Below are 23,910 nucleotides of genomic sequence, written 5' to 3'. Positions count from 1 at the left end.
CTCCCAGCGCCGGTACGGCGAGCAGCCGTACCGGCGGAGCCCGGCGCGACGTGTGCGGCGGGAAGGGGTTGACCACGGACCCGGTCAACGACGCGCCGTGACGGCGGCCGGCCCCGTGCGGGTCCAGAAGCGTCCCCCTGGAGGCCCTCAGCCCCGAACGGCGGGTGGCGCCACGCCGGCCTGCCGTAACTGAAGAAAGGTTCTAGGACCAGGGAGCGAGATCGGGACGCTTCGGAGCCAGCCCATCCCCCGAAGACACCCCCCGGAGGCGGCGGGACACCCACGGCACCAGATGCTCGCGAAGCCACTGAGCATCCTCGCGCCGCCGCGCCCGCGGATCCACCGCCCGGTCCGGCCACTCCTTGCGCCAGTCCTCGAACGGCACCCCCAGCACATCGAGCACGCGGGCGGCCACGAGCCGGTGCCCGTCCTCGTTCATGTGCAGCCGATCGGGGCTCCACGCCCGCCAGTCTCGCAGCCCCTGCATGGACCACTGATCGACGAGCCGGCACCCGTACAGGTCGGCGATGGACCGCACGTGCAGGTAGAAGACGGCGAACCGGCCGCGCAGCCGCCGCATCAGCGGTGTGTCCCGCGGGTCCACCCCCGTGAACAGCACCACCTCCGCCCCGCAGCCCCGCAGGTCCCGCACGGCCCTGGCGAGCTTCTTGGCCATCACGTCGGGGTCGCTGCCGGGCCGCAGCAGATCGTTCCCGCCGGCGCAGAAGCTGACCAGGTCGGGCGCCATGTCGACGGCCAGCGGCACCTGCTCGGCCACGATCTGGTCGATCAGCTTGCCGCGCACGGCCAGGTTGGCGTAGCGGAAGGAGGGGTCGTCGGCGGCGAGCCGCTCGGCCACCCGGTCGGCCCAGCCACGGTAGTGCCCGTCCGGCCCGGGATCGTTCAGTCCTTCTGTGAAGCTGTCGCCGAGGGCGACGAAGGACTTGTAGTGCCTCATGAGGTGGTGTTCATCTCCGAGATAGCGTGCAGCGCAAGGACGTACGACTGTAGTCCGAACCCCGCGATGGTGCCCGTCGCCACCCCGGCCACGACAGAGGTATGGCGAAACTCTTCCCTGGCCGCGGGGTTGGAGATGTGCACCTCGATGAGCGGGGCGGTGCGCTGGGCGATGGCGTCGCGCAGAGCGTAGGAGTAATGCGTGAAAGCGGCCGGATTGAGCACGACCGGGATCTGGCCGTCGCACGCCTCGTGGATCCAGCCGATCAGCTCGGCCTCGGAGTCGGTCTGGCGCACCTCGACGTCGTGGCCGAGCTTCCCGCCGGTCTCGCGGCAGAGGTTGACGAGGTCCTCGTACGTGCCGGCCCCGTAGACGGAGGGCTCACGCTTGCCGAGCCGGCCCAGGTTGGGCCCGTTGAGCACGAGGATCATGCCGAGATCTCCTTGTAGGCGGCTTCGAGCAGCTCTTCTGCCGGGCCTTCGAGGCGGCCCGGCCTGGCCAGGTCGTCGAGCACGACGAACCGCTGCTTGGCTCCGCGGTTCTTCTTGTCCAGGCGCATGTGGTCGCGCAGCCGGGGCCAGGCGTCGGCGTGGTAGGTGGTGGGCAGGCCGACGGCGGTGAGGATGGCGCGGGTGCGGGCGACGACGTCGGCGCGGCCGGAGAGCCTGGACAGCTCGGCGGCGTAGACCATGCCGATGGCGACGGCCTCGCCGTGGCGGATGCCGTAGTGCTGGTCGCGTTCGATGGCGTGGGCGAGCGTGTGGCCGTAGTTGAGGATCTCGCGCAGCCCGGCCTCGCGCAGGTCGGCGCCCACGACGTCGGCCTTGACCTGGATCTTGCGTTCGATCAGCTCGCGGGTGTGGGGGCCGTCGGGGCGGGTGGCGGCCTCCGGGTCGGACTCGATGAGCCGCAGGATCTCGGGGTCGGCGATGAAGCCGCCCTTGATGATCTCGGCCAGGCCCGCGACGTAGTCGGCCTTCGGCATGCCGGCCAGCGTGGACAGCTCGCACAGCACGCCCGCGGGGGGCAGGAAGGTGCCGACGAGGTTCTTGCCCTCGGGCGTGTCGATGCCGTTCTTGCCGCCGACCGCCGCGTCGACCATGGCCAGCAGCGTCGTGGGCACGAGCACGACCTGCACGCCGCGCAGCCACGTGGCGGCCACGAACCCGGCCAGGTCCGTCGTCGCGCCGCCGCCCACGCCGACCACGGCGTCGGAGCGGGTGACGCCGTGGCGGCCCAGCTCGGACCAGAGCCGCGCGGCCACCTCGACGGTCTTGGCCTGCTCGCCGTCGGGCACGGGCAGCTCGACGACCTCGTAGCCGCTGCCGGACAGCGCCTCGCTCACCGGCCGGGTGATCCCGGGCAGGGTCTGCGGGCCGATCACCGCGACGGTGCGCACGCCGGGCTTGAACAGCGTGGTCAGCTCGGCCAGCACGCCGGTGCCGACCACCACGTCGTACGGGCTGTCGCCGCGTACGTGGATCCGCGTCGCGGCCGTCGCGCTCTCGTCCGGGGTCGTCATGCGGGCAGGCCCTTCATGATCTCGTCGGCGAGCTCTTCCGGCTCGCGCTTGTCCGTCACCACGGTCGTCACGGCCAGCCGCTCGTAGACCGGCCGCCGCTCCTCCATGAGCTTCTTGAGCTGGCTGCGCGGGTTGAGCACCAGCAGCGGCCTGGCCGCCGCGAGCCCGACCCGCTGGACCGCGTCGGACAGCCCGACCTGGAGGTAGACGACGTGGTGACCGGCGAGCAGGGCCTGGGTCTCCTCGTGCAGCACGGCGCCGCCGCCGAGGGACAGGATGCCGTCGTGCTCGGCCAGCGCGCGGCGTACGGCCTCGTGCTCCAGCTCGCGGAAGCGGGCCTCGCCGTCCTCGACGAAGATGTCGGCGACGGGCTTGCCCGCCACGGCCTCGACGTCGGCGTCGGTGTCGCGGAATTCGACGCCGAGCCGCTCGGCCAGCAGCCGCCCGAGCGTGCTCTTGCCGGACCCGGGCGGGCCGATCAGCACAGCGCGTGTCATTTGATCACCATGGAAGAGAGGTATCCGGACAGGTTGCGGGCGACTTCCTCGACGGAGTCGCCACCGAACTTCTCGATCGCCGCGTCGGCCAGCACCAGCGCGACCATCGCCTCGGCCACGATGCCCGCGGCCGGGACGGCGCACACGTCGGAGCGCTCGTGGTGGGCCTTGGCGGCCTCGCCGGTCTTGACGTCGATCGTGGCCAGCGCCCTGGGAACGGTGGAGATCGGCTTCATCGCGGCGCTGACCCGCAGGATCTCGCCGTTGGTCATGCCGCCTTCGAGGCCGCCCGCGCGGTTGGTGATGCGGCGCACGCCGTCCTCGGTGGTGTACTCGATCTCGTCGTGGGCGCGGGAGCCGGGCCTGCGCGCGGTCTCGAAGCCGTCGCCGACCGCGACGCCCTTGATCGCCTGGATGCCCATGAGCGCGCCGGCGAGCCTGGAGTCGAGCCTGCGGTCCCAGTGCGTGTAGCTGCCCAGGCCGGGCGGCAGGCCGTAGGCGAGGACCTCGACGACGCCGCCGAGCGTGTCGCCGTCCTTGTGCGCCTTGTCGATCACGGCGACCATCGCGGCACTGCCCTCGGGGTCGGAGCACCTGACTGGGTCGTCGTCGATCCTGTCCAGGTCGCCGGGGCCCGGCAGGGTCTCGGCCGGGGTGCGCGCGCCGCCGATCTCGGTGACGTGGCTGACGATGTCGACGCCGAGCGCCTGCTTGAGGAAGCGCCTGGCGACCTCGCCGAGCGCCACCCGGGCGGCGGTCTCGCGGGCGCTGGCCCGGTCGAGCACGTTGCGGGCGTCGTCGAAGCCGTACTTCTGCATGCCCGCCAGGTCGGCGTGGCCGGGGCGGGGGCGCGACCGCGGGGCGTTGCGGGCCAGGCCGTCCAGCTCGTCCGGGTCGACCGGGTCGGCCGCCATGACCTTCTCCCACTTGGGCCACTCGGTGTTGCCCACGCGGACCGCGACCGGGCTGCCCATCGTGCGCCCGTGGCGGACGCCTCCGACGATCGTCACCTGGTCCTGCTCGAACTTCATCCGCGCGCCGCGCCCGTAGCCGAGCCTGCGGCGGCGCAGGGCCTCGTCGATGGCGGCCGTGGTCACCTCTACCCCGGCCGGCAGGCCTTCGAGGATGGCGACGAGTTCGGGGCCGTGGGACTCTCCGGCGGTCAACCAGCGCAACATACGTACAAGTCTTCCACGTACGGCCTAGTGAGATGTCCCCCGGTCACGATGCGAGACAGAGTGTCGGCAACGTTCCGAGCAGCATGAAGGTGCCGAAGGGGAACTGGGTGTGCCTGGTGGCGCGCCCCGTCACCAGCAGGCAGAGCGCGTAGAGCGCGCCGAGCAGCTGCCCGCAGAACGCCGCCGCCACCAGGGCCTGCCAGCTCAGCGCGGCGCCGGCCATGCCGATCAACCCAGCGATCTTGACGTCGCCGAGGCCCATCGCCTCCGGTCTGAGGAGCCACAGCAGCCCGTACACCGCGGTCAGCGCCGCCCCGCCGGCCAGCGCCCTGGGCAGCTCTCCCGTCGGGAGCAGCGCCAGCGCCATGATCGGGTACGCCGGGAGCGTGATCGCGTCGGGCAGCGTGCTGGTACGCCAGTCGATGACGGCCAGCGCGACGGCGATCACGGCGAAGCACACGTACGGCGGCCCGGCCCGCCACGCGACCAGCGCGGCCACGGCGGCGCTGACCAGCTCCAGGGCCGGCCACCGGCGGGCGGGGGCCAGGGGTTCGCCGTCGCCGGAGGAGTAGGAGGCGGCCAGCGCCCTGATGCGGTCTCCGCAGACGAGGCCGGCGAGCGCCATGAGTGCCACCATCCCGCCGACGCTAGCCGCGCCCGGCCGTCACCCTCGCGCCGCCATACACATCCGGCATGAAGATCCGGGAAAGAGGCCAGGAGGCCGAGAGGCCGGGCGCGAGGATCGCCGCCGCCGCCAAGGCCCCCGGGCGTGCCGCTGTCAGCGTCGCCGCGAGAACCAGCGGCGTTTGCGCGGCGGCGCGGCCTCCACCCTGGCCACCGTCACGCCGGACAGCTCGTTCACGGTGCCGGACTCGACCGCGGCCAGCGCCGCCAGCACCTCCCCCTCGATCACGAACTGCACCGGCCCCGCCACGTCCACCACGACGGCCGCCGCCCGCTCCTGCACGGCGGCCTGGCAGACCTGCAGCGTGGTGGCCTGGATCGGCCGCGCGTCGGGCCGCCACCGGACGAGCGCCTCCGTGCCGGTGAACGCGAGCACCGCCTGCCTGCCGTCCTGCCCGACGAGCTTGGGCAGCGCCATCTCGCTCTCCTTCTCCTGCCGCAGCCCGTGCTCGCCCACCTCGGACTCGGTCAGCAGCGCGACGACGGGCACCAGCAGGCGGGCGCCGCCGAGCGCGTTCAGCACTTCGGCGGGGCCGGCCGTGCCGTCCTGGTAGGCGGCCAGCGCGGCGGCGACGGCGGGGGCGGCGCTGCCGTCGTCGTTCGGGTCAAGGGGTTGCGGGATGCTCGGCACAGCGTCCGAGACTACCCGCGCCCGCCACCGCCCCCGATCCGGGCCCGGATCGCGTGCACCGCCGCGGCCAGCACGGGCGGCACGGTGATCACGATCACCACGGCGTCGGTGATCCGCTCGGCCGCCGCGTCCAGCACCAGCCAGCCGAGCAGCGCCCACGTCCGCAGGTCCGACCGCACGACCCAGCGCAGGCACCGCGTCGCCGCCCGTCCGACCGCTGCGGCACGTTCCGCCACAGCGGTCCGCCGGTCCCGGACGGCCGCACGTCCCCCGCCCGCGAGGGCGGCTTGCCCGCGCAGCGTCAGCGCCATGCGCGGCATGCCCGCCAGCAGCCGGAACGTGAACCTGTACCGGGCTCTCCCGACGGGGAGTGCGAGCAACTCGCCCAGCCACTCCTCCAGCCACCTGGCCCGGGCCGCGGCCGGAAGCATGATCGCCCCCGCTGTGATGGCCCCGAAGAAGGTTCGGGCGCCACCAGCCCCGGACAGGTTCGCCATGGCCAGCCGCCGCAGCTCCTCCTCGACCTCCGTCAGTCCCAGCCGCCTCGCGACGGGAGCGACGACGTCGAGGTTCTCCTGGGAGTTCACCCGTTGCCTGGCCTCGGGCAGACCGCTGATCGTGCGCTGGTTGTGCAGCCGGTCCGCGAGCTTGAGCGTGAGCACGCGCTCGTCCGTCGAGACAGGCCATTCGGGCGGTCTGCGCTTGGCGTAGTCCAGCATCCGCATGCCGCGCAGCAGGTCGATGATCGGCGCGCCGAACTCGGCCGCCAGCTCCGCCTCCGGGCAGGCGGTGTCCGCCAGCACGTCGTGGAGCAGCGCCGCGCAGAGCATCTCGTGGTCCAGGTCCAGCTCGGCCAGGATGACGGCGACGGCGACCGGATGGGTGATGTACGGGCTCCCGTCCCGGCGGAGCTGCCCGCTGTGCCAGCGTTCGGCGACCTCGTAGGCGCGTCGCACCAGACGCAACCGCTCGCCGGTCAGCGAACCGCCGACGGCCTTCAGCAGCGGCTGGAGATGCCCGCTCACGGTAAGCCTCCCACCGGCCCCGTCACCCAGCCCGGCACCCGCTGCCTGCGCGCCCTGTAAGCCTTCGCGATCGCCTCGCGCGCCTGCTGCGCCCCGTCCGTGGTGACCCGGTAGTAGCGGCGCCGCGGCCGCCCCTCGGCCACGTGGGCCTCCGGATCCTCCCACCGGCTCTCCACCCAGCCCGCCTGCTCCAGCCGCGCCAGGATCGGGTAGAGCGTGCCGCTGGGCAAGCCTGCGAGGTCGCACAGCTCCAGCCCGTAACGTTCGCACAGGGGATCGGCCAGGAAGGCCCGCAGGACCGCCTGTGTCGGCATGGTCATCCGTAACCCGGCCTGCATGTCTCGTACTCTACATAGGTAGATGTACGCAGACCGTCACCCGAACGGTACGAGTCGTGTGACCCCCACAGCAGGGCCCAGGAGTCACCCCAGGTCGGCGATCGCCGCCACCGGCCCGCCCCCGGACGGCCCCTGGTGCACGGCCGCCACCGACACGAACACCGCGGGATCCCCGGTGACCGCGGCGGCCACCCCGCCCACGGCCGCCTTGATCTGCCGGTGCCAGTGCACGTCGGAGTCGTCCAGCATGATGTTGCGCCGCCCCCGCACCCGCCCCGACGGATCGGCCTCGCACTTCATGAACACGTTCACCAGCCGCCCCCCGAGGTCGGACGGATGCGGCCGCTCGGGCAGCGGGAGGCCGGAGTCGCGGATGGCCTCCCAGATCCCGTCGGCGTCCAGCGCGTCCTTCATCACGCTGTGCCCGATGCGGTACCGCCCGCCGATCCCGCGCACGTTCCCCACCAGCACGATCTGCGCCCGGTCCAGCTCGACCCCGGACGAGCACGAGGCGACGGACGAGTACAGCGACAGGTCCTTGTGGATCTGGCCGGCAGACGGCATCTCGATCTCGCCGAGCGCCACGGCGATGCCGAGGGCGGTGGTGGAGTTGGACAGGTCCATCGAGGGGCCGGTCTCCTCGATGGCGGTGTCCTGGCCGCGGCTCCTGGCGTCGGTGATGGTGGCCAGCGTGAGCAGCGGGGTCTTGGTCTGTACGTAGTGCACGTCGCGCGGGTCGTCGATGCCGGCGGTCTTCATGGCCTCGCGGACGCCGGCGGCGACCTTCTCGACCATGGCCGGCCTGCCGATGTCCTCGGGGAGGATGACCTCGCTCATCGCGACGCCGACCGACAGCCGGGGCTCCTCGGTGGCGGGGGCGTCGGCCGTGGTGGCGAAGATGGTGGCGTGCGGGCTGAGGATGCCGTCGGTGCCTCCGGACCACACCAGCGGCACGCTCTCCGGGGCGGGGTGCCCGTGCTCGGCCAGGACCTCTCGGAAGGCGCGGTCGGCGAGGATGCGCGTGTAGTCGTTCACGCCGCCGTTGCCCTCGGTCTTGCCGATGACGGCCAGCACCCGGTCCGCCTCGATCACGCCGTCGGCGATCAGCCTGGACAGGCCGGAGGCGTCGGTGACGCTCTCGATCGGCACCTTGCGCACTTCGATCGGTTCCGGCATGCGTACGCCCTTTCTGCTGGCGGCGGGTCCCCACGCTACCGAGCCGGCCGGCGGGGTTCATGGTCAATGTGTGCCCAGGAACCCCGCCGGCGATGTCAAGGTGCGCTGAGCGCGATGGTGGGCGGCAGGCGGGCGGCGTGGTGTCCGTGGACGATCGGGCCGGCCACCGATCCGCAACTCCGGATGAACGCCATAGGGTCGGGCTGTGATTCGCGAAGCGCACGTCAACGGGATCAGGCTCGTCTACCGGGAGGAAGGCGCCCCCTCCGCTCCTCCGCTGCTGCTGCTGCACGGCCGCACCGCCGACCACAACGACTGGAACGGCATCACCCAGCACTTCGCGGCCCGCTTCCACGTCTTCGCGCCCGACCTGCGCGGCCACGGGGCCAGCGACCATCCCGGCGAGTACGCGCTGCCCGGCATGGCCGCGGACGTCGTCGCCCTGCTCGACCACCTGGGCGCCGAGCGGGTCAGGCTGGTCGGGCACTCGCTCGGCGGCGTGATCGCCTGTCTCGTGGCGGCGGACCGTCCGGACCGGATCGAGCGGCTCGTCCTGGAGGACCCGCCGCCCGCGTACGCGCTCACGGGGCGCCCGCCGATCGTGGAGGACGGCTCGACCGGGTTCGACTGGCGGATGGTGCACGAGACCGAACGGCAGATGCTGGAGCCCGTGTGGGGCGAGGGGCTCGCGAAGATCACGGCGCCCACGCTCGTGCTCTCGGGGACGCTCAGCCCGTTCGAGCCGGACGTGGCGGCGCGGATCCCGGGGGCGGAGCTGGTCAGGATCGAGGCGGGGCATCTGGTCCACATGGACGCCCGCAAGGAGTTCCTGCGCGCGGTGGACACTTTCCTCGGCTGAAACGGCATTCCAGAAGTTCTGCTCGTAACCGGTGGGGAGCCAGGGCGCCACAAGCTGCCCCGGACCGAGCCGACAGATCACCAGCTGGACACACGATCGGCCAGTTGTCACCCGGGTCAAGCTCGGCGATCCGGGTCGGAAACATCCGCGTGCCGAGAACAGGACCGTCATCGCCCGCCGGGCTTGCCCCCATCGGCCATGCAGCTCCGTGCGCAACTGCTCGATCGAGGCGCCGGAGCCGTCGGCGAACACGCTGGCCGGGCGCACACTGAGCGCGACCTCGCCGGGCGGGTGGACGTTGTGGGCACCTTCGTTTACGCGTGAGTTCTGGTACCGGCTACGAGCGAGTCGCCTGATCCAGAGTCATCTCACGGAGATGAGTTCTTCGGGTAGCCGGTCGCCGGTGACCCTGGCTCGGATCATGTCTGTGAACAGTCCGGGCTTCTCGCCGTTCCACGCGTGGCCCACTCCGGGCGCCAGGCATGCCTCGCCGTTGGGGAACGCAGCGGCGATGTCGACCAGGGAGCGCCTGGTGAGATCGTGCTCGTTCTCACCAGCCACTGCCAGAACCGGGCAGGGAGAGTCTGCGGCCTGGCTCGCCAGCCGAAAACCGAGGGCTTCGTCACTGACCCTGCGGAATGCCTGCCGGCTGGTAGCCCGCGCGGCGCTCTGGTAGCCGTCGATGTCGGCTGCGGGGACGTTGAGCGCGCGGGCGTTGGCCCGCAGCACCGGCCCCCATTTCATGACCGGGGCCATCAGGGTGCCCAAGAGCCGCAGCCTGCCGGGGTTGGGGAAGGGCAGCACGTTCACCCCGCTCACGATCGCGCCGATCACCGCCGCGGGAGCGGTCGCGGCCAGGTGCGCCGCCACGTAGCCGCCCAGGGACAGGCCGACGACATGCGCCCTGCCCTCCGGTACCCGTGCCCTGATCACCTCGGCTACCAGGTTGGCGGTCTCAGCAATCGAGGTCCACGAGCGCGTGTTGCTCCGCCCGTGCCCGGGCAGGTCGGGAACCAGGACGTGCATGTCGTCGGTCAGCGCAGAGACCTGCTTGGTCCACATCCAGCCGCTGATACCCACACCGTGCAGGAGCACCACCGCCGGCGCCTCGACGTCGCCCACCTCTTGGACAAAGATCGCCATACTCGTCATGCTGGCACAACCGTCGCTGACCGTGTCGCTCCCGATCTTTTCCTTACACAATGTAGTGTCCGTTGTCATCAGAGGCGCCCGTGCATGGTCCTGAGCGGCAAGGTCCCCAGCGGTACCCGAACTCGTTCGCCGAACAGGCTCCGAAGACCACCAGCCGGTGCCCGAACTCATTCGACCTGGTCCCGGACTCACCGGCCGAACCTTTCGATCCGACTCCCGGCGAGGGCCCTGTCAATGCCTGTCCGCGCCTGCTATCTCACGCCCCGTTACGCGCAGGGCTTCTGGAAGGGCGCATGGGCCCGCGGGCACGGCCCTGGCGCGCCGTTCTCATCGGGCCGTAACCCGGGTGTCACGTTTCCCGGCCAGGGTAAGTGCGTGGTTGACATGCACCTGCACCAGCGCCTGAGCAGGCTCCGGCTGATGGCGCCCTCGATCGGGCAGTGCGCGGCGGGAGCCGCGCTGGCCTGGCTGGTGGCCAAGGAGCTGCTCGGTCATGCCAGCCCGTTCTTCGCGCCGATCGCGGTGGTGGTGTGCATCGGCGTGGGGCTCGGGCAGCGGCTGCGGCGGGTCGTCGAGCTGGTCGTGGGGGTCAGCCTGGGCGTCGGCGTGGGTGACCTGCTGGTGTCGTGGATCGGCTCGGGCGCCTGGCAGATCGCGCTGGTGGTGGCGCTGGCCATGGCCGTGGCGGTGCTGCTCGACAGCGGCTCGCTGATCGTGCTCCAGGCGGGCTCGTCGGCCGTGCTGGTGGCCACCCTGCTGCCGCCGTCGGGCCTGGGCGGCCTGAACCGGATGCTCGACGCCCTGGTCGGCGGCCTCATGGGGCTGCTGGCCGTGGCGTTGCTGCCCGCCAGCCCGTCGGCGCTGGCCACGCGGCACGCGACCGGGATGTTCGGCGCGCTGGCCGACGCGCTGCGGCAGATCGCCGAGGCGATCGAGCGCTCCGACTCGGCGCTGGCCGCTCAGGCGCTGGAGGCGGCGCGGGGCACGCAGACGAGCGTGGAGGAGTTCAAGCAGGCGCTGGAGACCAGCCGCGAGATCGCCACCATCTCGCCGCTGCACCGCCACCGCCGTCCCAGGCTGGAGGGGTACGAGACGGCGGCCGTGCCGCTCGACCACGCGCTGCGCAACGCCAGGGTGCTGGCCAGGCGGGCGATCGTGGCGCTCGACGGCTCCAGCGCGCTGCCACCCTGGCTGCCGGGGGCGCTGCGCGAGCTGGCCGACGCGACCCTGCTGCTGCGCGATGAGCTGGCCACCGGCAGGCCTCCCGAGCGGGCGGGCCTGGCGATCCTGTCCGTGGCGTCGCGGCAGGGGGCGCAGCGGTGGGGGTTCTCGGCGGACGTGATGATCGCCCAGCTCCGGTCGATCATCGTGGACCTGCTCCAGGCGACGGGCACCGAGCGCGAGGAGGCCGTCGCCGCGCTCCCGCCCCTTGACGTCGCGCCCGAGCCGCCTCCGGCGGACCCCCAGGCACCCTCCACCCCCACACCTGACGAAAAGGACTTAGCCGGGGCAAACGTGACCTTACTGTCATAAAGATCCGCCATGGTGGAGAGGTGCTAACCAGGCTCAGCGATCTTGTGAAGGAACGGCTGGGCACGTTCGGCCTGACGGCGCCGTCGATCGCGCAGTGCGCGGTGGGCGCCGCCCTGGCCTGGACCGCCGCCGTCGAGCTGCTCGGCCACCCCGCCCCGTTCTTCGCCCCCATCTCCGTGCTGATCTGCGTGGGTGTCGGCCTCGGGCAGCGGCTGCGGCGGGTCGTCGAGCTGGTCGTCGGGGTCAGCCTGGGCGTCGGGGTCGGCGACCTGCTGGTGTCGTGGATCGGCTCGGGCGCCTGGCAGCTCGCGCTGGTGGTGGGGCTGGCCATGACGGTGGCCGTGCTGCTCAACAGCGGAGCCCTGTTCGTCGCGCAGGCGGGCTCGTCGGCCGTGCTGGTGGCCACCCTGGTCCCGGGCGACGGCGTCGGCGGGCTCGACCGCATGGCCGACGCGCTCACGGGCGGCCTCATCGGGATCGCGGCGGTGGCACTGCTGCCCGCCAGCCCGTTCACGCTCGCCGCCAAGCACCTGTCGGGGGTGCTCGACGCGCTGTCCACGGTGCTGGAGCGGGCGGCGGAGGCCATCGAGAAACGCGACGCGGACCTGGCGGCCGAGGCCCTGGAGGAGGCGCGCACGACGCAGGCGGCGGTGGAGGAGTTCGAGGCGGCCCTGGAGACCAGCAAGGAGATCACGATGATCTCGCCGCTGCACTGGCACCGGCGGGCCCGCCTGGCCCGCTACGAGACCGCGGCCGTGCCGGTGGACCTGGCGCTGCGTAACGCCAGGGTGCTGAGCAGGCGCACCCTGGCCTCGCTCGGAGAGGCCAGCCCGCCTCCTGCCGCGCTGGCCGAAGCGATGCGCGAGGTCTCGGAGGCGGCGCTGCTGCTGCAACTGGAGCTGGGCGCCGGCCGGGAGCCGACCCTGGCCCGGCAGGCGCTGCTGGCGGTCGCGGCCCGGGAACGGCCCCAGGGGCTGGGGTTCTCGGCGCACGTGATCATCGCCCAGTTGCGGTCCGTGGTGGTGGATCTGCTGCAGGCGACGGGGATGGAGCACGAGGAGGCGACGGCGGCGCTGACGCCGCTGGACGAGGCCGGGGTCGGCGACGAGGCCACGCGGCGCGGCTGAGGAGCCCGCGCGTGCTCAGGTGAAGGTGCGCAGGACGTCGGCGATCTCGTCCACCTCGGCGAGCTTGCCGGAGGCGACCGCGATGACGAAGTCGTAGGCGACGTCATCGTCGGCGGGATCGAGCTCGACGTGGTTCTTGGCCAGGAAGACATAGGTCAGCAGCCAGCCGGCCCGCTTGTTGCCGTCGACGAACGGATGGTTGGCGACAATCGAGTGGAGCAGGGCGGCGGCCTTGGCGAACAGGTCGGGATAGGCGTCCTGGCCGAAGAGGGAGGTCTGCGGACGCTGCAGGGCCGCTTCGAGCAGCCCGAGGTCGCGCACCTCGATCGGGCCACCGACGGCGATGCGGGCGACACGCAGCCCCTGCTCCAGGCTGATGTACCCGGTCACTCGCCGAGCCTGCGCAGCAGGTCCGCGAAGCGCTGGGCGCCCTTCTCCGCAAGGGCGTCGGTGAGCTCGTCGTCGGAGACCCGCTGGAGGTAGTCGTCGATCGCGCGTAGCGCTATTTGCTGCATGCTCCGCCCTTCGGCCTCCGCGCGCTTGCGGAGGGCTTCGGTCTGCTCGTCACTCAAGCGAAGGGTCATAGCCATGCCCCCATCGTAGACGCAAGGTGGTATCACCGCGATACCACGACGGAGAGTTTAACATCGGCTACTTTCCGTTGAACAAGTTTTCGCAAGCGTGGGTGCGTTCCTCCTAGGAACTTCTCACCACTCCCTCAACCCCTCCGGCCTCGGCAGACTCGTCGTCGTCGCCACCCAGCGGCGGCATGACCACGGAGGTTGGAAGCGAACATGATCGGCAAAGTGCTGCTCGCCATCGGCATGCTCACCGCGATGACCGCCTGCGCCGACGGTGACCGCGGCTCCAAGCAGGCGCCGCAGCGCGCGAGCGCCGCCCCGCACCCGTACGTCGGCATGTGGGTCACCGCCGACGGGCGCATCAGGCAGGAGCTGCTGCCCGACGGCCGCTACGAGGAGGAGCGCGACGGCCGCAAGCGCGCCTACACCGGCCGGTACACCGTCACCGGCAGCCACCTCGACTACTTCGACGACGCCGGGTTCACCGCCACCGGCGACGTCCGGAACGGCGTGCTCTACCACGAGCACCTCGTGCTCCACCGGGAGCGGTGACGTCCGGCGGGCACGCGGGCCGGCGGCGGATGGGGGCCGCCGCCGGCCGCGAGGTCACGGCAGGGCGGGGTACGGTTCGGTGACGCGGTACAGGGCCGTGTCACCGTCGGAGCTCACCCGGCGGAACCCGGCCTTCTCGAGCACGCGGACCGACGGTGGGTTCGACAGTTCCACGTTGGCGAACACCGTGTGCACCCCCTGCGCGGTCAGGGCGAACGCCGCCAGGGCCCGGGTGGCCTCGGAGGCGTAGCCGCGGCCCCGGCGGGAGGCGACGATGCCGTACCCGAGCTCGACCGCGCCGTCCTGGGGAGGCCAGAACAGGCCGATCGAGCCGACCACCAGCCCGCTGTCGCGCTCGACGATCTGACGGTGGCCGTGGACGTCCAGCCAGGCCGGGTGCTCGGCGAACAGGCCGGCGATGACCTGGTCGCCTTCGGCCGGGAAGTCTCCGGCCCAGTGCCCGGGCCGGGCGCCGTCCAGGACCGCCGCCACCTCATCGGGTGTCCAGACCCGAAGGAGGAGACGATCGGTGGTCAGGTCGGCGCCGGCCGGGGTAAGGAAAGAACTCACGTGACACTCCTGGTCGTTGGGAGACGACCGGGCCGCGAGCGACCTGCTCAAGCGGACCGGCCGAGGGCATGCTGAACACAGCCGTCGGCAGCCATATTCATCAGCCCCCTCTCCTCCAGAAGTGATCCGCCCAACCTTAACAGGGGTCAGGAGGACAGGCGCTTCAGCCGGGTGACCGCCTCGTCGATGACCTCGTCCTTCTTGCAGAAGGCGAACCGTACGAAGTGCCGCCCCCGCTCCGGGTGGTCGTAGAACACCTGCGTGGGAATGGCCACCACCCCGGCCAGCTCGGGCAGCCGCCGCGTCAGGTCCAGGCCGTCGGAGAAGCCCAGCGGCCGGATGTCGGTCTGCACGAAGTACGTCCCCGCCGGCCGCAGCACCGAGAAGCCCGCCGCCGACAGCCCCTCCATGAGCCGGTCGCGCTTGTCCTGGAGCCCGGCCCCGAGCGCGGCCACCCACTCCAGCTCGTGCCGCAGCCCGTACGCCACCGCGAGCTGCCACGGCGCGCTCGCCGTGAACGTGAGGAACTGCTTGACCGTCTGCACCGCCGTGACCATCGCGGGGGGTGCGCACACCCAGCCCGTCTTCCATCCGGTGACCGAGAACGTCTTCCCCGCGGACGAGATCATGACCGTGCGCTCCCGCATCCCGGGCAGCGTGGCCATCGGCACGTGCTCGACCCCGTCGAAGGTGAGGTGCTCGTACACCTCGTCCGTGATCGCGATCAGCCCGTGCTCCTGGCAGAGCTCGGCGATGACGGTCAGCTCGGCGCGGGTGAAGACCGTGCCCGTGGGGTTGTGCGGGGAGTTGACCAGGACGGCGCGGGTGCGCGGGGTGACGGCGGCGCGCAGCTCGTCGGGGTCGAAGGTGAAGCGGCCGTCGACCGGCCTGAGCGTGACGGCCACCAGCCGGGCCTGGGCCAGGGCGATCGAGGCGGCGTAGGAGTCGTAGTAGGGCTCGAAGGCGATCACCTCGTCACCCGGCTCGCACAGGGCGAGCACGCTCGCCGCCACCGCCTCGGTGGCGCCCACCGTGACCATGATCTCGCCCACCGGGTCGTAGGTGAGGCCGTAGTGCGCCGCCCGGTGCTCCGAGACCGCCTGCCGCAGCTCCAGCACGCCCGGCCCGGGCGGGTACTGGTTGGCGCCCGCGCCGATGGCCTGGACGGCGCGGTCGAGCATCGCGGCCGGCCCGTCGGTGTCGGGGAAGCCCTGGCCGAGGTTGATCGACCCGGTCTGGACGGCGAGTGCGCTCATCTCCGCGAAAATGGTCGTACCGAAGGTGCGCATCCTGCTGACAAGTGGTTCGGTCACGGCTCCACACTATTAGTCTCGTCCCGTGATCATTCGGGTCGTGCTCGCCCTCGCCCTGTCCGCGCCTCCCGTCATGACCCCGGCCGGGGCACCGCAGAGCCCCTGCCCCGTCCCCGTGCCCGCCCGTACGAGCTGCGGTTTCCTGGAGGTCCCCGAGCGCAGGGACGCCCCCGAGCGGAAGATCAAGGTCGGGTACGCCGTGCACCTCTCGGCGGCGGCCGGCCGCAAGGCCGACCCCGTCGTCTACATGAGCGGCGGCCCCGGGTCGGCGTCGATGCAGCTCATGGGGTTCCTGAGCCAGATGTTCCCCGACCGTGACGTGGTGACCGTCGAGCAGCGCGGCAGCAGGTACTCCCAGCCGGTGCTGGCCTGCCCCGAGACCGCGCAGGCGCTGCTCGGGCGGCTGCGGCAGCCGCCGGCCGACGTCGCCGCCGCCGCGAACCGGTGCCGCGAACGGCTCACCGAGCAGGGCGTCGACCTTCGCGGCTACAACACGAAGGAGATCGCGGCCGACGTGGTCGCGTTGCGGCAGAAGCTCGGGTACGCCTCGTGGAACCTGTTCGGCGTCAGCTACTCGACCAGGGTCATGATGGACGTGGCCGCGGCCGACCCCGAGGGGGTGCGGTCGGTGGTGCTCGACTCGTACCTGCCCGCGGGCGTCGCCTGGTACGACGACGCCGACCGGAACCTGGGCGACACGATGGCGCTGCTGGGGGTCCGGGAGCGGTACGAGACCATGCTGGCGCGGCTCAACCGGACGCCGGCCCTGGTCCCGGTGCTGGATCCGCTGGCGGGCCGCGAGTTCACGGCGCGGATGAGCGGTGACGACGTGGCCACGATCCTGGCGGAGGCGCTGCACGAGGCGGAGGTGGCCGCCGTGGTGCCGGTGATGGTGAGCGCGCTGGCCGAGGGGCACGACGAGCTGCTGCGGCCGCTGGCGGATGCGGTGGGCGAGGGGCTGACGTCGCACGAGTTCGGGCTGTATCACGCGGTGCAGTGCCAGGACGAGGTCCCGTTCAACACCTTCGGCCGGGGGTCACGGCTTTTCACCGTAAATGCGGATAAGGCGGTGTGTGATGCTTGGCGGCTGCCCAAGAGCAGCGCCGCCGTGAGCGCCGTGCAGGCCCCTGTGTACGTGCTCGCCGGCCAGTACGACCCGACGACGCCGCCGAGGACCGCGGGGCCCGCCGCCGAGTCCCTGCCCGGCGGGCGTTTCCAGCAGTTCGCCGGCCTCTCCCACGCCGTCTTCCTGGCGAGCGACTGCGCCCGCAGCCGGATCGCCGGGTTCGTCGGCGACCCGGCCGGCCAGTCGCTCACCCCGTGCCCCGCGCCCGAGCTCCGGCCGGGCGGTCTGCACGTGACCGGCGCGCCGTACCAGATCTCCCGCTCGCCCTGGCCGGCCGCACCCTTCGCCCTGTACGCGCTGGCCTCCCTGATCCAGCTGGTGACGGCCGCGCTGAGGGGCAGGGCACTGGCCGCCTTCGGCGGGCTGGCGGGCGTGGCGTTCACGGGCGTCGTCGCCCAGTCCGTCCTCACCCTGGCGAGCAGGAACGAGACGGCCCTGGCCGTCGGCGTGCCGGACCTGGTGGTCCCGTACAGCTCGATCGCGGCGATCTCCGCCATACTGACTGCGGCGGCGCTCTTCCACGACCGCAGATGGCCGCACATCGCGGCAACCGTCATCAACGGCGGATTCCTCGTATGGTGGTTCACCTGGGTCCTGTAAAGACGCGCATCCATGAGCTCGACGCCCTACGCGGCTTCGCGGTGGGCGGCATCATGCTGGTCAACACGTGGCAGCACATCGAGCTCAAGAAGACGCATCCGGTCGGGCTCGACTGGTTCGTCGAGGGCCTGTTCCAGAGCCGGTTCTATCCGATCTTCTCGTTGCTGTTCGGCATCAGCTTCCTGCTGTTCCTGCGCGGCAACAGCCGCTGGGCGCTGGTGAGCAGGCTGTTCTGGCTGTTCTGCTTCGGGATGATCCAGCACCAGTTCTACGAGGGCGAGGTGCTGACCGACTACGCCTTCTACGGCGCGCTGGTGCTGCTGCCGGCCTCGTTCCTGGCCGAGGGGCTGCCCGTGCTGCTGCTGGGCGTGGCGGGCGTCGGGTGGGCGCTGATGCCGGGGGTGGGCGGCGGGCCGCTGCTGATCCCGGGGCTGTTCCTGGTCGGCATGGGCGTGTGGCAGTTGCGGCCGCCGAGGTCCCTGCTGCTGCCCGGGTTCGCGGTCGCCGCGCTGGCCTCGGTGCTGCTCACCATGGCGTGGATCAGTACGAACGACTGGACCGTCTACAGCGTGGCCGCCCTGGCGGGCGCGGCGGCGTACGTGCTGGGCCTGCTGCTGATCCTGCGGCCGTGGTTGTCGGCGCTGATGGAGCCGCTGGGGAAGATGGCGCTGACGAACTACGTCTCCGGCACCGCCGTGATCGCCCTGGCCCTGCCGCTGCTGGAGACCGACCGGAGCCGGTGGTCGGTCGTGGGGCTGACGGCGGTCACGCTGATCGTGCAAGGCCTGTTCAGCCGGTGGTGGTTGTCACGGTTCAGATATGGCCCGCTTGAATGGATATGGCGGTGCCTGACCTGGTTTCGTCTGGTGCCCAACCGGCTACAGTCGAGCCGTGACCAGAATCGCCCTCTGCCAGATCCCGGTGTCCCCTGACCCCTCAGCCAATCTCAAGAGGGTCCGAGAGGCACTCGCGTCCGCCGAAGGCGCCGACCTGGCGATCTTCCCCGAGGCCACGCTGACCCGGTACGGCCGGCGCATCTCCACGCTCGCCGAGCCGCTGAACGGGCCGTTCGTGTCGGGGCTGGCCGAGTCGGCCCGCGAGCACGGGCTGGCGGTGATCGCGGGCGTGTTCGAGCCCGGCGAGGATCGCGTGCACAACACGGCGGTGGCGATCGACGCCCGGGGCGAGCTGAAGGCGGCCTACCGGAAGATCCACCTGTTCGACTCGTTCGGCGCGAAGGAGTCCGACCTGGTCGCGCCGGGCGCGGAGCCGGCCGTGGTGGAGCTGGCGGGCGTCAGGGTGGGGCTGATCACCTGCTACGACGTGCGCTTCCCCGAGCTGGCCAGGGCGCTGGTCGACCGGGGCGCCGAGCTGTTCGCGGTGATCGCCGCCTGGGGCTCAGGGCCGCTCAAGGAGGACCACTGGGTGACGCTGGTCAGGGCGCGGGCGCTGGAGAACACCATGTGGACGGCGGCGGTCGGCCAGGCGCCCAACCCGGCGGAGTCGTCCGACGGGTTCGGGGTGGGCCGCAGCATGCTGGTCGACCCGCTCGGCGTGGTCCGCTCCGACCTGGGCACCGGCCCCGGCGTGCGGGTCGTCCAGGTGGACCGCGAGTGGACGGCCACCGCCCGGGCGATGCTGCCGTGCCTCGAACACCGGGTGCTGTGACCCTGACCCGGTCCACCCCGGGGTCAAGCGATCGTAAAGTAGGACTGTGAGCGGAACGCAGATGCAGAAGGTGGTCCCGCCGCGTCTGCTCGTGCCATATCTGTCGGGCAAGCGCACGGTCATCTCGGGTTACGTCTACCGGGTGCAGGATTGTGTCAGGCTGACCACCCCCGAAGCCCTCTACTACGGGCTCGACCTGTCCTTCGACGGATCCGAGCTGTTCGCCGAGGTGCCCGAGCTGTACATGATGCGATGGTTCGCCCGCGACGTCGACACCTACGCGGTGCCGTACGGGCCCCACATGGGCGGCGACTGGAGCGACGCGCCGCCGTTCGCCGGCAACGGGTTCACCACGTCGTCGGAGCACGTGGTGCCGCAGTTCCACACCGTTCCGATGCCGATCCCGGCCGGGGCGGAGATCGTGCACGTCACCGGCGAGGGCGAGCGGCCCTTCGCCGAGTACGACGGGCTGACCTGGCGGCCCGCCGCATGAGCGACGAGATCATGCCGGTCGCCTCCGGCTTCGTGGCCCGTTTCGGCGAGAGCACGCTGCCTGCCGCCCTCGGCCCCGACAACGACCAGGTGGTGCTGTTCAGCGAGACGGAGCTGGAGGGGTTCGAGGCCGCCTCCGGCTACTGGCGGCGGGTGGTGCCCAGGGCGCAGGTCGAGTGGCTGGTGCTCATCCGCACGGTGGGCGCGTTCGGCGGCGAGCCGTGCATCGTGCTCGACGAGGACGACGACGGGCTGCACATCGCCTACACCGGGCACAGCGGGATGAAGGCCGAGGCGCTGGGCTACTGGATGGTCGACCACGGCGCCTACGAGGTCGTGGTGCCCCGCGAGGAGGTCTTCTCGATCCGGGTCGAAAGGATTCCGGTCCCGTAGTCAACCTTCGGCGCGTCCGTGTGTCTGTAGGGATGTGACCGAAACAGCGACCATGGCGCAGCCGTCGTTCGCCGAGCTGTTCGCGGCCCAGTACCACTCCCTGGTACGGCTGGCCGGGCTGCTCGGCGCGGACGACCCCGAGGACATCGTCCAGGAGGCGTTCGCCCGGCTGCACTCGCGGCGGCTGCGCGACGACGGGGCCGCGATGGCCTACCTCCGCGCGACCGTCTGCAACCTGACCCGCAACCGCCTGCGGCATCTCCGCCTCGTCCGGCTGCGCCGTCCCGATCCTCCGGAGCACGTCCGCAGCAGCGAGCACGCCGTGCTCGTCTCCGAGGAGCACCGGGAGCTGCTGGCGGCCGTGGACCGCCTGCCGCGCCGCCAGCGCGAGGCCCTCGTCCTGCGTTACTGGCTGGAACTGTCGGAGCGCGAGATCGCCGACGCCATGGGCGTCTCGCCAGGATCGGTGAAGACCCACGCCAGCAGGGGCCTGGCGGCCCTGGGCAGGGCGCTGAAGGAGGAGGACCGGTGAACGACCTGGAAGAGCGCCTGCGGGCGGCCCTCGACGCCCGCGCCCAGACCTTCGAGACCAGCCCGGACGCCTGGCTGCGCGTGCGCGAGCGCAGGCCGCGCCGCTACCGCGCGCTGCGCCTGGCGGCGGCCGCGCTGCCGGTGGCGCTGCTGGCCGTGTTCGTCCCCGTCCTGCTCGGCGGGGGCCTGGGCAGGAACACCGCGGCCGACGCCGACGCGATCTACCAGGGGCTCATGCGTGGCAGGACCGCCGCCGGCGAGCAGGTCACGGTGGACAACCCCACCGAGGGCAAGCCGCTGCGGCTCTGGTTCGCCAAGGGCAGGCTGGGCAATCCCGAGCTGTGCTACGTCGTCGAACGGGTGGACGCCGAGGGGTACGGGGGCTGCTCGCGCATGCCCACGATCGGCTCCGACGCCTGGTTCGCGGGCAGCACCGTCCGCGACCAGGCGGAGAGCGCGCTGGACTGGGGCGTGGCGGTCGACGACATCGGGACGGTCACCGGGGTCGCGGGTGACGGGCAGAGGTTCCCCGGGCAACTGTGGCGGCCCGCGGGGGCGCCGTACCGGATCTGGACCGTGACCTACCCCGCGCGGCAGCCGCTGTCGAAGATCGAGATCTCCGACGACCGGGGCAGGGACCTCGGCGAGCGCTCGCGCGACATGTTCGCCGCTCCCCAGCCGGGACAGGCTCTCGGGGCGGCCCACGACCTGCCCGCCGGGGTGACCGCGCGGCCGTTCCGGACGAAGGAGGGCACGGAGCTGCGCCTCACGCGCGGCGGCGCGGAGCTCGGCACGGTCCTGCTCGGCCAGGCCATGCAACCGGTCGACGCGCGCATGCGGGAGAACGTGATCACCGGGGTGGCGGCAGGGAACGTCTCCAGGATCGCGTTCTCCTTCGAGGACGGAACCACCGCCCAGGTCGGGACGCGGCCCGATCCATGGGGCCTGGGCATCACGCTGTTCGCCGCCGAGGGCGCCCCGGACGACGGCCAGGAGCGCCATCGCCTGGTCGCCTACGACGCGTCGGGCGCGGAGGTCTGGCGCGACGAGGCCAAGGACCCGCAGGAGGGGATGCCGCCCGTCGGCGAGGTGATGAGCCTGCCCGGCACCGGAGCGGCCGGTGAGCCGGTGCGCGTCTGGTTCACCGACGCCGGCCCCGACACGGGCCGCCCCAGGGTCACGCTCTGCTACTCCGGCGGCGTGGACCCCGACCTGTCCTGCATCGGCGGTGGCCGGCACCCGGACCACCTCGGCAGCCCGCTGCGGGCCGTCCAGTACCTGCCGGAGCCCGGCACCGTCAGCTACTTCGGCGCGGCAGGCGACGACTGGGAGTCGGTCGAGGCCGTGCTCTCCGACGGGCGGCGCCTGCCCGCCACGTTCCGGCGCGGCACCGGGACCCCGGCCCCGATCTGGTACGTCACGATCCCGTCCAGCGACGCGGAGGTCGCGGGCTTCACCATGAAACGCAAGGACCGGCCGCTCGGGCTGTTCCCGGAGACGCGCAAGGACTGCGGGCAGCAGGCCATGCGCTCCGACACCCCCCGCCACCCGCTGCCCGCGGGCGTCACCGCGCTCGTGAGCGAGCCGAACTGCCTGGCCTTCTGGGAGAACGACGAGCTGGTCATGGGGCTCGCCGGGCCGCTGCCCGGGACCAGGCTGAGCGACCTGCTCAGCGCCGAGCAGCCGGTGAGGTGGGGCCGCGGCACCCACGCCTGGTACGGCTACGCGCTCGCCGGCACCGCCAGGATCGAGGTCACCTCGTCGAACGGTGTCACCGGCACCGCGCAGGCCGCCCCCGATCCGTGGGAACAGGGGGTGGCGCTGTTCGCGGCGCCGATCCCCGAGGGCGCCGACTTCTCCGCCGGCATGGTCGTCAAGGGGTTCGACGCCGGCGGCAAGCAGCTCTGGCAGCAGGACTAACCCAGGTTGCGGTACCGGGCCCGGCGGGCCGCGAAGCGGTCGGCCGGGCCCACCTGGAGCAGGCCCGCGATCTCGTACTCCAGCGCCCGCCCCACCCGCTCGCAGAACTGCCTCGGCTCGTAGGCGGCGTCGGGCAGCTCGGGAATCACCCGGTCCACGATGCCGTCGCGGCGCAGGTCGGTGGCGCGGATGTGCTGCGCCTGGGCGATCTCGGGGGCGAAGTCGACCGAGCGGTAGAGGATGGCGGAGGCGCCCTCGGGCGGCAGCGGCGCCAGCCAGGCGTGCTGCGCGCAGAGCACCCGGTCGGCGGGCAGCAGCGCCAGCGCCGCGCCGCCCGCGCCCTCGCCCAGCAGCAGGCAGACGGTCGGCGCGTCGAGCATGAGCAGCTCGGCCAGGCAGCGGGCGATCTCGGCGGCCAGCCCGCCCTCCTCGGCCGCCTTGGACAGGTCGGCGCCGGCCGTGTCGATCACGGTGACCAGGGGCAGGCCGAGCTCGGCGGCCAGCCGCATGCCGCGCCTGGCCACCCGCAGGCCGGCGGGGCCGAGCGGCGAGTTGGCGCGCTGGAGGCGCCGGTCCTGGCCGAGCACCACCGCCGGCGCGGTGCCGAACCTGGCCAGCGCGAGCAGCAGCCCCGGCTCGTTCTTGCCCGTCCCCGTGCCGCTGAGCGGCGTCACGTCCGTGGCGGCGAGCTTGAGCAGGGTGCGCACGCCCGGCCGGTCGTCGCGCCGGGACCGGGTGATCGCCTCCCACGCCTCCACCGGCCGCAGGTCCTCCTCGGGCGCCTGGCCGGCCTCGATGGCCGAGCGGTCGGCGGCGAGCACGGCCAGCGCCCTGATCGCCACCTCCCGCGCGTCCTCGGCGGACACCACCGCGTCGAGCAGGCCCTTGCCGTGCAGGTTCTCCGACACCTGCACGCCCTCGGGGAACGGGTAGCCGTGCAGCGACTCGAACACCCGCGGCCCCTGGAACCCGATCAGCGCTCCCGGCTCCGCCACCGTGACGTGCCCGAGCGACCCCCAGGACGCGAACACCCCGCCGGTCGTCGGATGCCGCAGGTACACCAGGTACGGCAGGCCGACCGCCCGGTGCTCCTGGATCGCCGCGGTGATCTTCACCATCTGGACGAACGCGAGCGCGCCCTCCTGCATGCGCGTGCCGCCCGAGGCCGGCAGGGCCAGCAGCGGCAGCCGCTCCCGGGTGGCCCGCTCGGCCGCGGTCACGAACCGCTCGGCCGCCACCACCCCGATCGAGCCCGCCATGAACGAGAACTCGCACGCCACGACGGCCACCCTGCGCCCGTCGAGCAGCCCCTCGCCGGTGATCACGGCCTCGTCGTAGCCGCACTTGACGCGGGCCGCGGCCAGCTCGTCTGCGTAGGAGGAGCCGGGCTCGGCCGGATCGGCGGGCGGCGCGTCCCACGACTTCCACGACCCCCGGTCGAGGATCGTTTCGATCAGTGTGCGCGCGTCCGGACGGCTCACTAT

27 protein-coding genes and 1 pseudogene are annotated in these 23,910 nt (G+C 72.2%); 11 read left to right on the top strand and 17 right to left on the bottom strand.

The window, feature by feature from the left end; translation table 11 throughout:
• Positions 1-202 precede the first annotated feature (202 nt).
• The 10 genes from AB0I79_RS08765 to AB0I79_RS08720 all read right to left on the bottom strand — a co-directional run bounded on the left by AB0I79_RS08765 (position 203) and on the right by AB0I79_RS08720 (position 8,009).
• Entirely contained in the window at positions 203-958 is a 756-nt protein-coding gene (locus AB0I79_RS08765) for an SGNH/GDSL hydrolase family protein (protein ID WP_357868944.1), read from the bottom strand.
• Positions 955-1,389: a type II 3-dehydroquinate dehydratase gene (gene aroQ, locus AB0I79_RS08760; RefSeq protein WP_357868942.1), complete on the bottom strand. Its 435-nt coding sequence runs from the start codon at positions 1,387-1,389 to the stop codon at positions 955-957. The genes AB0I79_RS08765 and aroQ overlap by 4 nt, the downstream gene beginning before the upstream one ends.
• Positions 1,386-2,480, bottom strand: coding sequence for a 3-dehydroquinate synthase (gene aroB, locus AB0I79_RS08755; protein ID WP_357868939.1), 1,095 nt, complete (start codon positions 2,478-2,480; stop codon positions 1,386-1,388). Before aroB ends, aroQ begins: the two co-directional genes overlap by 4 nt.
• On the bottom strand, positions 2,477-2,977 hold the full coding sequence (locus AB0I79_RS08750) for a shikimate kinase (protein ID WP_357868936.1): 501 nt from the start codon (positions 2,975-2,977) through the stop codon (positions 2,477-2,479). Before AB0I79_RS08750 ends, aroB begins: the two co-directional genes overlap by 4 nt.
• Positions 2,974-4,155, bottom strand: a complete 1,182-nt coding sequence (gene aroC / locus AB0I79_RS08745) for a chorismate synthase (RefSeq protein WP_357868933.1) — start codon at positions 4,153-4,155, stop codon at positions 2,974-2,976. The genes AB0I79_RS08750 and aroC overlap by 4 nt, the downstream gene beginning before the upstream one ends.
• Positions 4,156-4,198: 43 nt before the next feature.
• Positions 4,199-4,792: an A24 family peptidase gene (locus tag AB0I79_RS08740; protein WP_357868930.1), complete on the bottom strand. Its 594-nt coding sequence runs from the start codon at positions 4,790-4,792 to the stop codon at positions 4,199-4,201.
• Positions 4,793-4,933: 141 nt separating this feature from the next.
• Positions 4,934-5,470: an SseB family protein gene (locus AB0I79_RS08735; RefSeq protein WP_357868927.1), complete on the bottom strand. Its 537-nt coding sequence runs from the start codon at positions 5,468-5,470 to the stop codon at positions 4,934-4,936.
• 11 nt (positions 5,471-5,481) lie between these two features.
• On the bottom strand, positions 5,482-6,495 hold the full coding sequence (locus tag AB0I79_RS08730) for an HD domain-containing protein (RefSeq protein WP_357868925.1): 1,014 nt from the start codon (positions 6,493-6,495) through the stop codon (positions 5,482-5,484).
• Positions 6,492-6,833 carry a helix-turn-helix transcriptional regulator gene (locus AB0I79_RS08725; protein WP_357868923.1) on the bottom strand — a complete coding sequence of 114 codons (342 nt, stop codon included), beginning with the start codon at positions 6,831-6,833 and terminating at the stop codon, positions 6,492-6,494. The genes AB0I79_RS08730 and AB0I79_RS08725 overlap by 4 nt, the downstream gene beginning before the upstream one ends.
• 84 nt (positions 6,834-6,917) lie before the next feature.
• Positions 6,918-8,009: a ring-opening amidohydrolase gene (locus tag AB0I79_RS08720; RefSeq protein WP_357868920.1), complete on the bottom strand. Its 1,092-nt coding sequence runs from the start codon at positions 8,007-8,009 to the stop codon at positions 6,918-6,920.
• A 205-nt stretch (positions 8,010-8,214) separates the two neighbouring features.
• Here AB0I79_RS08720 and AB0I79_RS08715 point away from each other — a divergent pair, with 205 nt between their 5' ends.
• On the top strand, positions 8,215-8,868 hold the full coding sequence (locus tag AB0I79_RS08715) for an alpha/beta fold hydrolase (protein ID WP_357868918.1): 654 nt from the start codon (positions 8,215-8,217) through the stop codon (positions 8,866-8,868).
• A gap of 153 nt (positions 8,869-9,021) precedes the next feature.
• Here the strand turns inward: AB0I79_RS08715 and AB0I79_RS08710 are convergent.
• Both AB0I79_RS08710 and AB0I79_RS08705 read right to left on the bottom strand, forming a co-directional pair.
• A pseudogene (locus AB0I79_RS08710) lies at positions 9,022-9,135 on the bottom strand (IS630 family transposase); the annotation flags it as partial.
• 96 nt (positions 9,136-9,231) lie between these two features.
• Positions 9,232-10,011: an alpha/beta hydrolase gene (locus tag AB0I79_RS08705; protein ID WP_357868916.1), complete on the bottom strand. Its 780-nt coding sequence runs from the start codon at positions 10,009-10,011 to the stop codon at positions 9,232-9,234.
• A gap of 393 nt (positions 10,012-10,404) precedes the next feature.
• Here AB0I79_RS08705 and AB0I79_RS08700 point away from each other — a divergent pair, with 393 nt between their 5' ends.
• Positions 10,405-11,553: an FUSC family protein gene (locus AB0I79_RS08700; RefSeq protein WP_357869680.1), complete on the top strand. Its 1,149-nt coding sequence runs from the start codon at positions 10,405-10,407 to the stop codon at positions 11,551-11,553.
• Between the two features lie 20 nt (positions 11,554-11,573).
• Positions 11,574-12,680: an FUSC family protein gene (locus AB0I79_RS08695; RefSeq protein WP_357868913.1), complete on the top strand. Its 1,107-nt coding sequence runs from the start codon at positions 11,574-11,576 to the stop codon at positions 12,678-12,680.
• Positions 12,681-12,695: 15 nt separating this feature from the next.
• On the opposite strand, the gene AB0I79_RS08690 is transcribed toward AB0I79_RS08695, so the two are convergent.
• Positions 12,696-13,070, bottom strand: a complete 375-nt coding sequence (locus AB0I79_RS08690) for a type II toxin-antitoxin system death-on-curing family toxin (protein ID WP_357868911.1) — start codon at positions 13,068-13,070, stop codon at positions 12,696-12,698.
• Entirely contained in the window at positions 13,067-13,270 is a 204-nt protein-coding gene (locus AB0I79_RS08685; RefSeq protein ID WP_357868908.1) for a CopG family transcriptional regulator, read from the bottom strand. The genes AB0I79_RS08690 and AB0I79_RS08685 overlap by 4 nt, the downstream gene beginning before the upstream one ends.
• A gap of 204 nt (positions 13,271-13,474) precedes the next feature.
• Between AB0I79_RS08685 and AB0I79_RS08680 the strand changes: the two genes are divergently transcribed.
• Positions 13,475-13,813 (top strand): Atu4866 domain-containing protein, encoded by a 339-nt coding sequence (locus AB0I79_RS08680; RefSeq protein ID WP_357868905.1) that lies wholly within the window; start codon positions 13,475-13,477, stop codon positions 13,811-13,813.
• A gap of 54 nt (positions 13,814-13,867) precedes the next feature.
• Here AB0I79_RS08680 and AB0I79_RS08675 read toward each other — a convergent pair whose 3' ends face one another.
• Positions 13,868-14,383 carry a GNAT family N-acetyltransferase gene (locus AB0I79_RS08675; protein ID WP_357868902.1) on the bottom strand — a complete coding sequence of 172 codons (516 nt, stop codon included), beginning with the start codon at positions 14,381-14,383 and terminating at the stop codon, positions 13,868-13,870.
• A gap of 146 nt (positions 14,384-14,529) precedes the next feature.
• Positions 14,530-15,696, bottom strand: coding sequence for a pyridoxal phosphate-dependent aminotransferase (locus AB0I79_RS08670; RefSeq protein ID WP_357868900.1), 1,167 nt, complete (start codon positions 15,694-15,696; stop codon positions 14,530-14,532).
• 25 nt (positions 15,697-15,721) lie between these two features.
• Here AB0I79_RS08670 and AB0I79_RS08665 point away from each other — a divergent pair, with 25 nt between their 5' ends.
• The 7 genes from AB0I79_RS08665 to AB0I79_RS08635 are packed head-to-tail and all read left to right on the top strand — an operon-like array spanning position 15,722 to position 22,426.
• Positions 15,722-17,422 (top strand): alpha/beta hydrolase, encoded by a 1,701-nt coding sequence (locus AB0I79_RS08665; RefSeq protein WP_357868897.1) that lies wholly within the window; start codon positions 15,722-15,724, stop codon positions 17,420-17,422.
• Entirely contained in the window at positions 17,398-18,354 is a 957-nt protein-coding gene (locus tag AB0I79_RS08660) for a DUF418 domain-containing protein (protein WP_357868895.1), read from the top strand. The genes AB0I79_RS08665 and AB0I79_RS08660 overlap by 25 nt, the downstream gene beginning before the upstream one ends.
• A complete protein-coding gene (locus AB0I79_RS08655; RefSeq protein ID WP_357868892.1) occupies positions 18,314-19,090 on the top strand; it encodes a carbon-nitrogen hydrolase family protein in 777 nt (258 codons plus the stop codon). Before AB0I79_RS08660 ends, AB0I79_RS08655 begins: the two co-directional genes overlap by 41 nt.
• Positions 19,091-19,136: 46 nt before the next feature.
• Positions 19,137-19,583, top strand: a complete 447-nt coding sequence (locus AB0I79_RS08650) for a hypothetical protein (RefSeq protein ID WP_357868890.1) — start codon at positions 19,137-19,139, stop codon at positions 19,581-19,583.
• On the top strand, positions 19,580-19,975 hold the full coding sequence (locus AB0I79_RS08645) for a hypothetical protein (RefSeq protein WP_357868888.1): 396 nt from the start codon (positions 19,580-19,582) through the stop codon (positions 19,973-19,975). The genes AB0I79_RS08650 and AB0I79_RS08645 overlap by 4 nt, the downstream gene beginning before the upstream one ends.
• A 34-nt stretch (positions 19,976-20,009) precedes the next feature.
• Positions 20,010-20,507 (top strand): sigma-70 family RNA polymerase sigma factor, encoded by a 498-nt coding sequence (locus AB0I79_RS08640; protein WP_357868886.1) that lies wholly within the window; start codon positions 20,010-20,012, stop codon positions 20,505-20,507.
• Positions 20,504-22,426 (top strand): hypothetical protein, encoded by a 1,923-nt coding sequence (locus AB0I79_RS08635; protein WP_357868883.1) that lies wholly within the window; start codon positions 20,504-20,506, stop codon positions 22,424-22,426. Before AB0I79_RS08640 ends, AB0I79_RS08635 begins: the two co-directional genes overlap by 4 nt.
• On the opposite strand, the gene AB0I79_RS08630 is transcribed toward AB0I79_RS08635, so the two are convergent.
• Complete coding sequence (locus AB0I79_RS08630; protein WP_357868881.1) at positions 22,423-23,907, bottom strand: carboxyl transferase domain-containing protein; 1,485 nt, start codon at positions 23,905-23,907, stop codon at positions 22,423-22,425. The two genes, AB0I79_RS08635 and AB0I79_RS08630, sit on opposite strands and share 4 nt — an antisense overlap.
• Between the last annotated feature and the right edge of the window lie 3 nt (positions 23,908-23,910).

This window comes from Nonomuraea sp. NPDC050202 (assembly GCF_040656115.1).
Classification (GTDB): domain Bacteria; phylum Actinomycetota; class Actinomycetes; order Streptosporangiales; family Streptosporangiaceae; genus Nonomuraea.
Note: the sequence above shows the minus strand (reverse complement) of the source record. Positions and strands in the feature narration are given on the sequence as shown.

Excerpts from the sequence above, each read along its gene's own strand:
- AB0I79_RS08725 (WP_357868923.1), bottom strand. The coding sequence starts at position 6,833 with ATGCAGGCCGGGTTACGGATGACCATGCCGACACAGGCGGTCCTGCGG.
- AB0I79_RS08660 (WP_357868895.1), top strand. The coding sequence starts at position 17,398 with ATGGTGGTTCACCTGGGTCCTGTAAAGACGCGCATCCATGAGCTCGAC.
- AB0I79_RS08645 (WP_357868888.1), top strand. The coding sequence starts at position 19,580 with ATGAGCGACGAGATCATGCCGGTCGCCTCCGGCTTCGTGGCCCGTTTC.
- aroB (WP_357868939.1), bottom strand. The coding sequence starts at position 2,480 with ATGACGACCCCGGACGAGAGCGCGACGGCCGCGACGCGGATCCACGTA.
- AB0I79_RS08720 (WP_357868920.1), bottom strand. The coding sequence starts at position 8,009 with ATGCCGGAACCGATCGAAGTGCGCAAGGTGCCGATCGAGAGCGTCACC.
- AB0I79_RS08700 (WP_357869680.1), top strand. The coding sequence starts at position 10,405 with ATGCACCTGCACCAGCGCCTGAGCAGGCTCCGGCTGATGGCGCCCTCG.
- AB0I79_RS08705 (WP_357868916.1), bottom strand. The coding sequence starts at position 10,011 with ATGGCGATCTTTGTCCAAGAGGTGGGCGACGTCGAGGCGCCGGCGGTG.
- AB0I79_RS08680 (WP_357868905.1), top strand. The coding sequence starts at position 13,475 with ATGATCGGCAAAGTGCTGCTCGCCATCGGCATGCTCACCGCGATGACC.
- AB0I79_RS08765 (WP_357868944.1), bottom strand. The coding sequence starts at position 958 with ATGAGGCACTACAAGTCCTTCGTCGCCCTCGGCGACAGCTTCACAGAA.
- AB0I79_RS08750 (WP_357868936.1), bottom strand. The coding sequence starts at position 2,977 with ATGACACGCGCTGTGCTGATCGGCCCGCCCGGGTCCGGCAAGAGCACG.
- AB0I79_RS08740 (WP_357868930.1), bottom strand. The coding sequence starts at position 4,792 with ATGGTGGCACTCATGGCGCTCGCCGGCCTCGTCTGCGGAGACCGCATC.
- aroQ (WP_357868942.1), bottom strand. The coding sequence starts at position 1,389 with ATGATCCTCGTGCTCAACGGGCCCAACCTGGGCCGGCTCGGCAAGCGT.
- AB0I79_RS08685 (WP_357868908.1), bottom strand. The coding sequence starts at position 13,270 with ATGGCTATGACCCTTCGCTTGAGTGACGAGCAGACCGAAGCCCTCCGC.
- aroC (WP_357868933.1), bottom strand. The coding sequence starts at position 4,155 with ATGTTGCGCTGGTTGACCGCCGGAGAGTCCCACGGCCCCGAACTCGTC.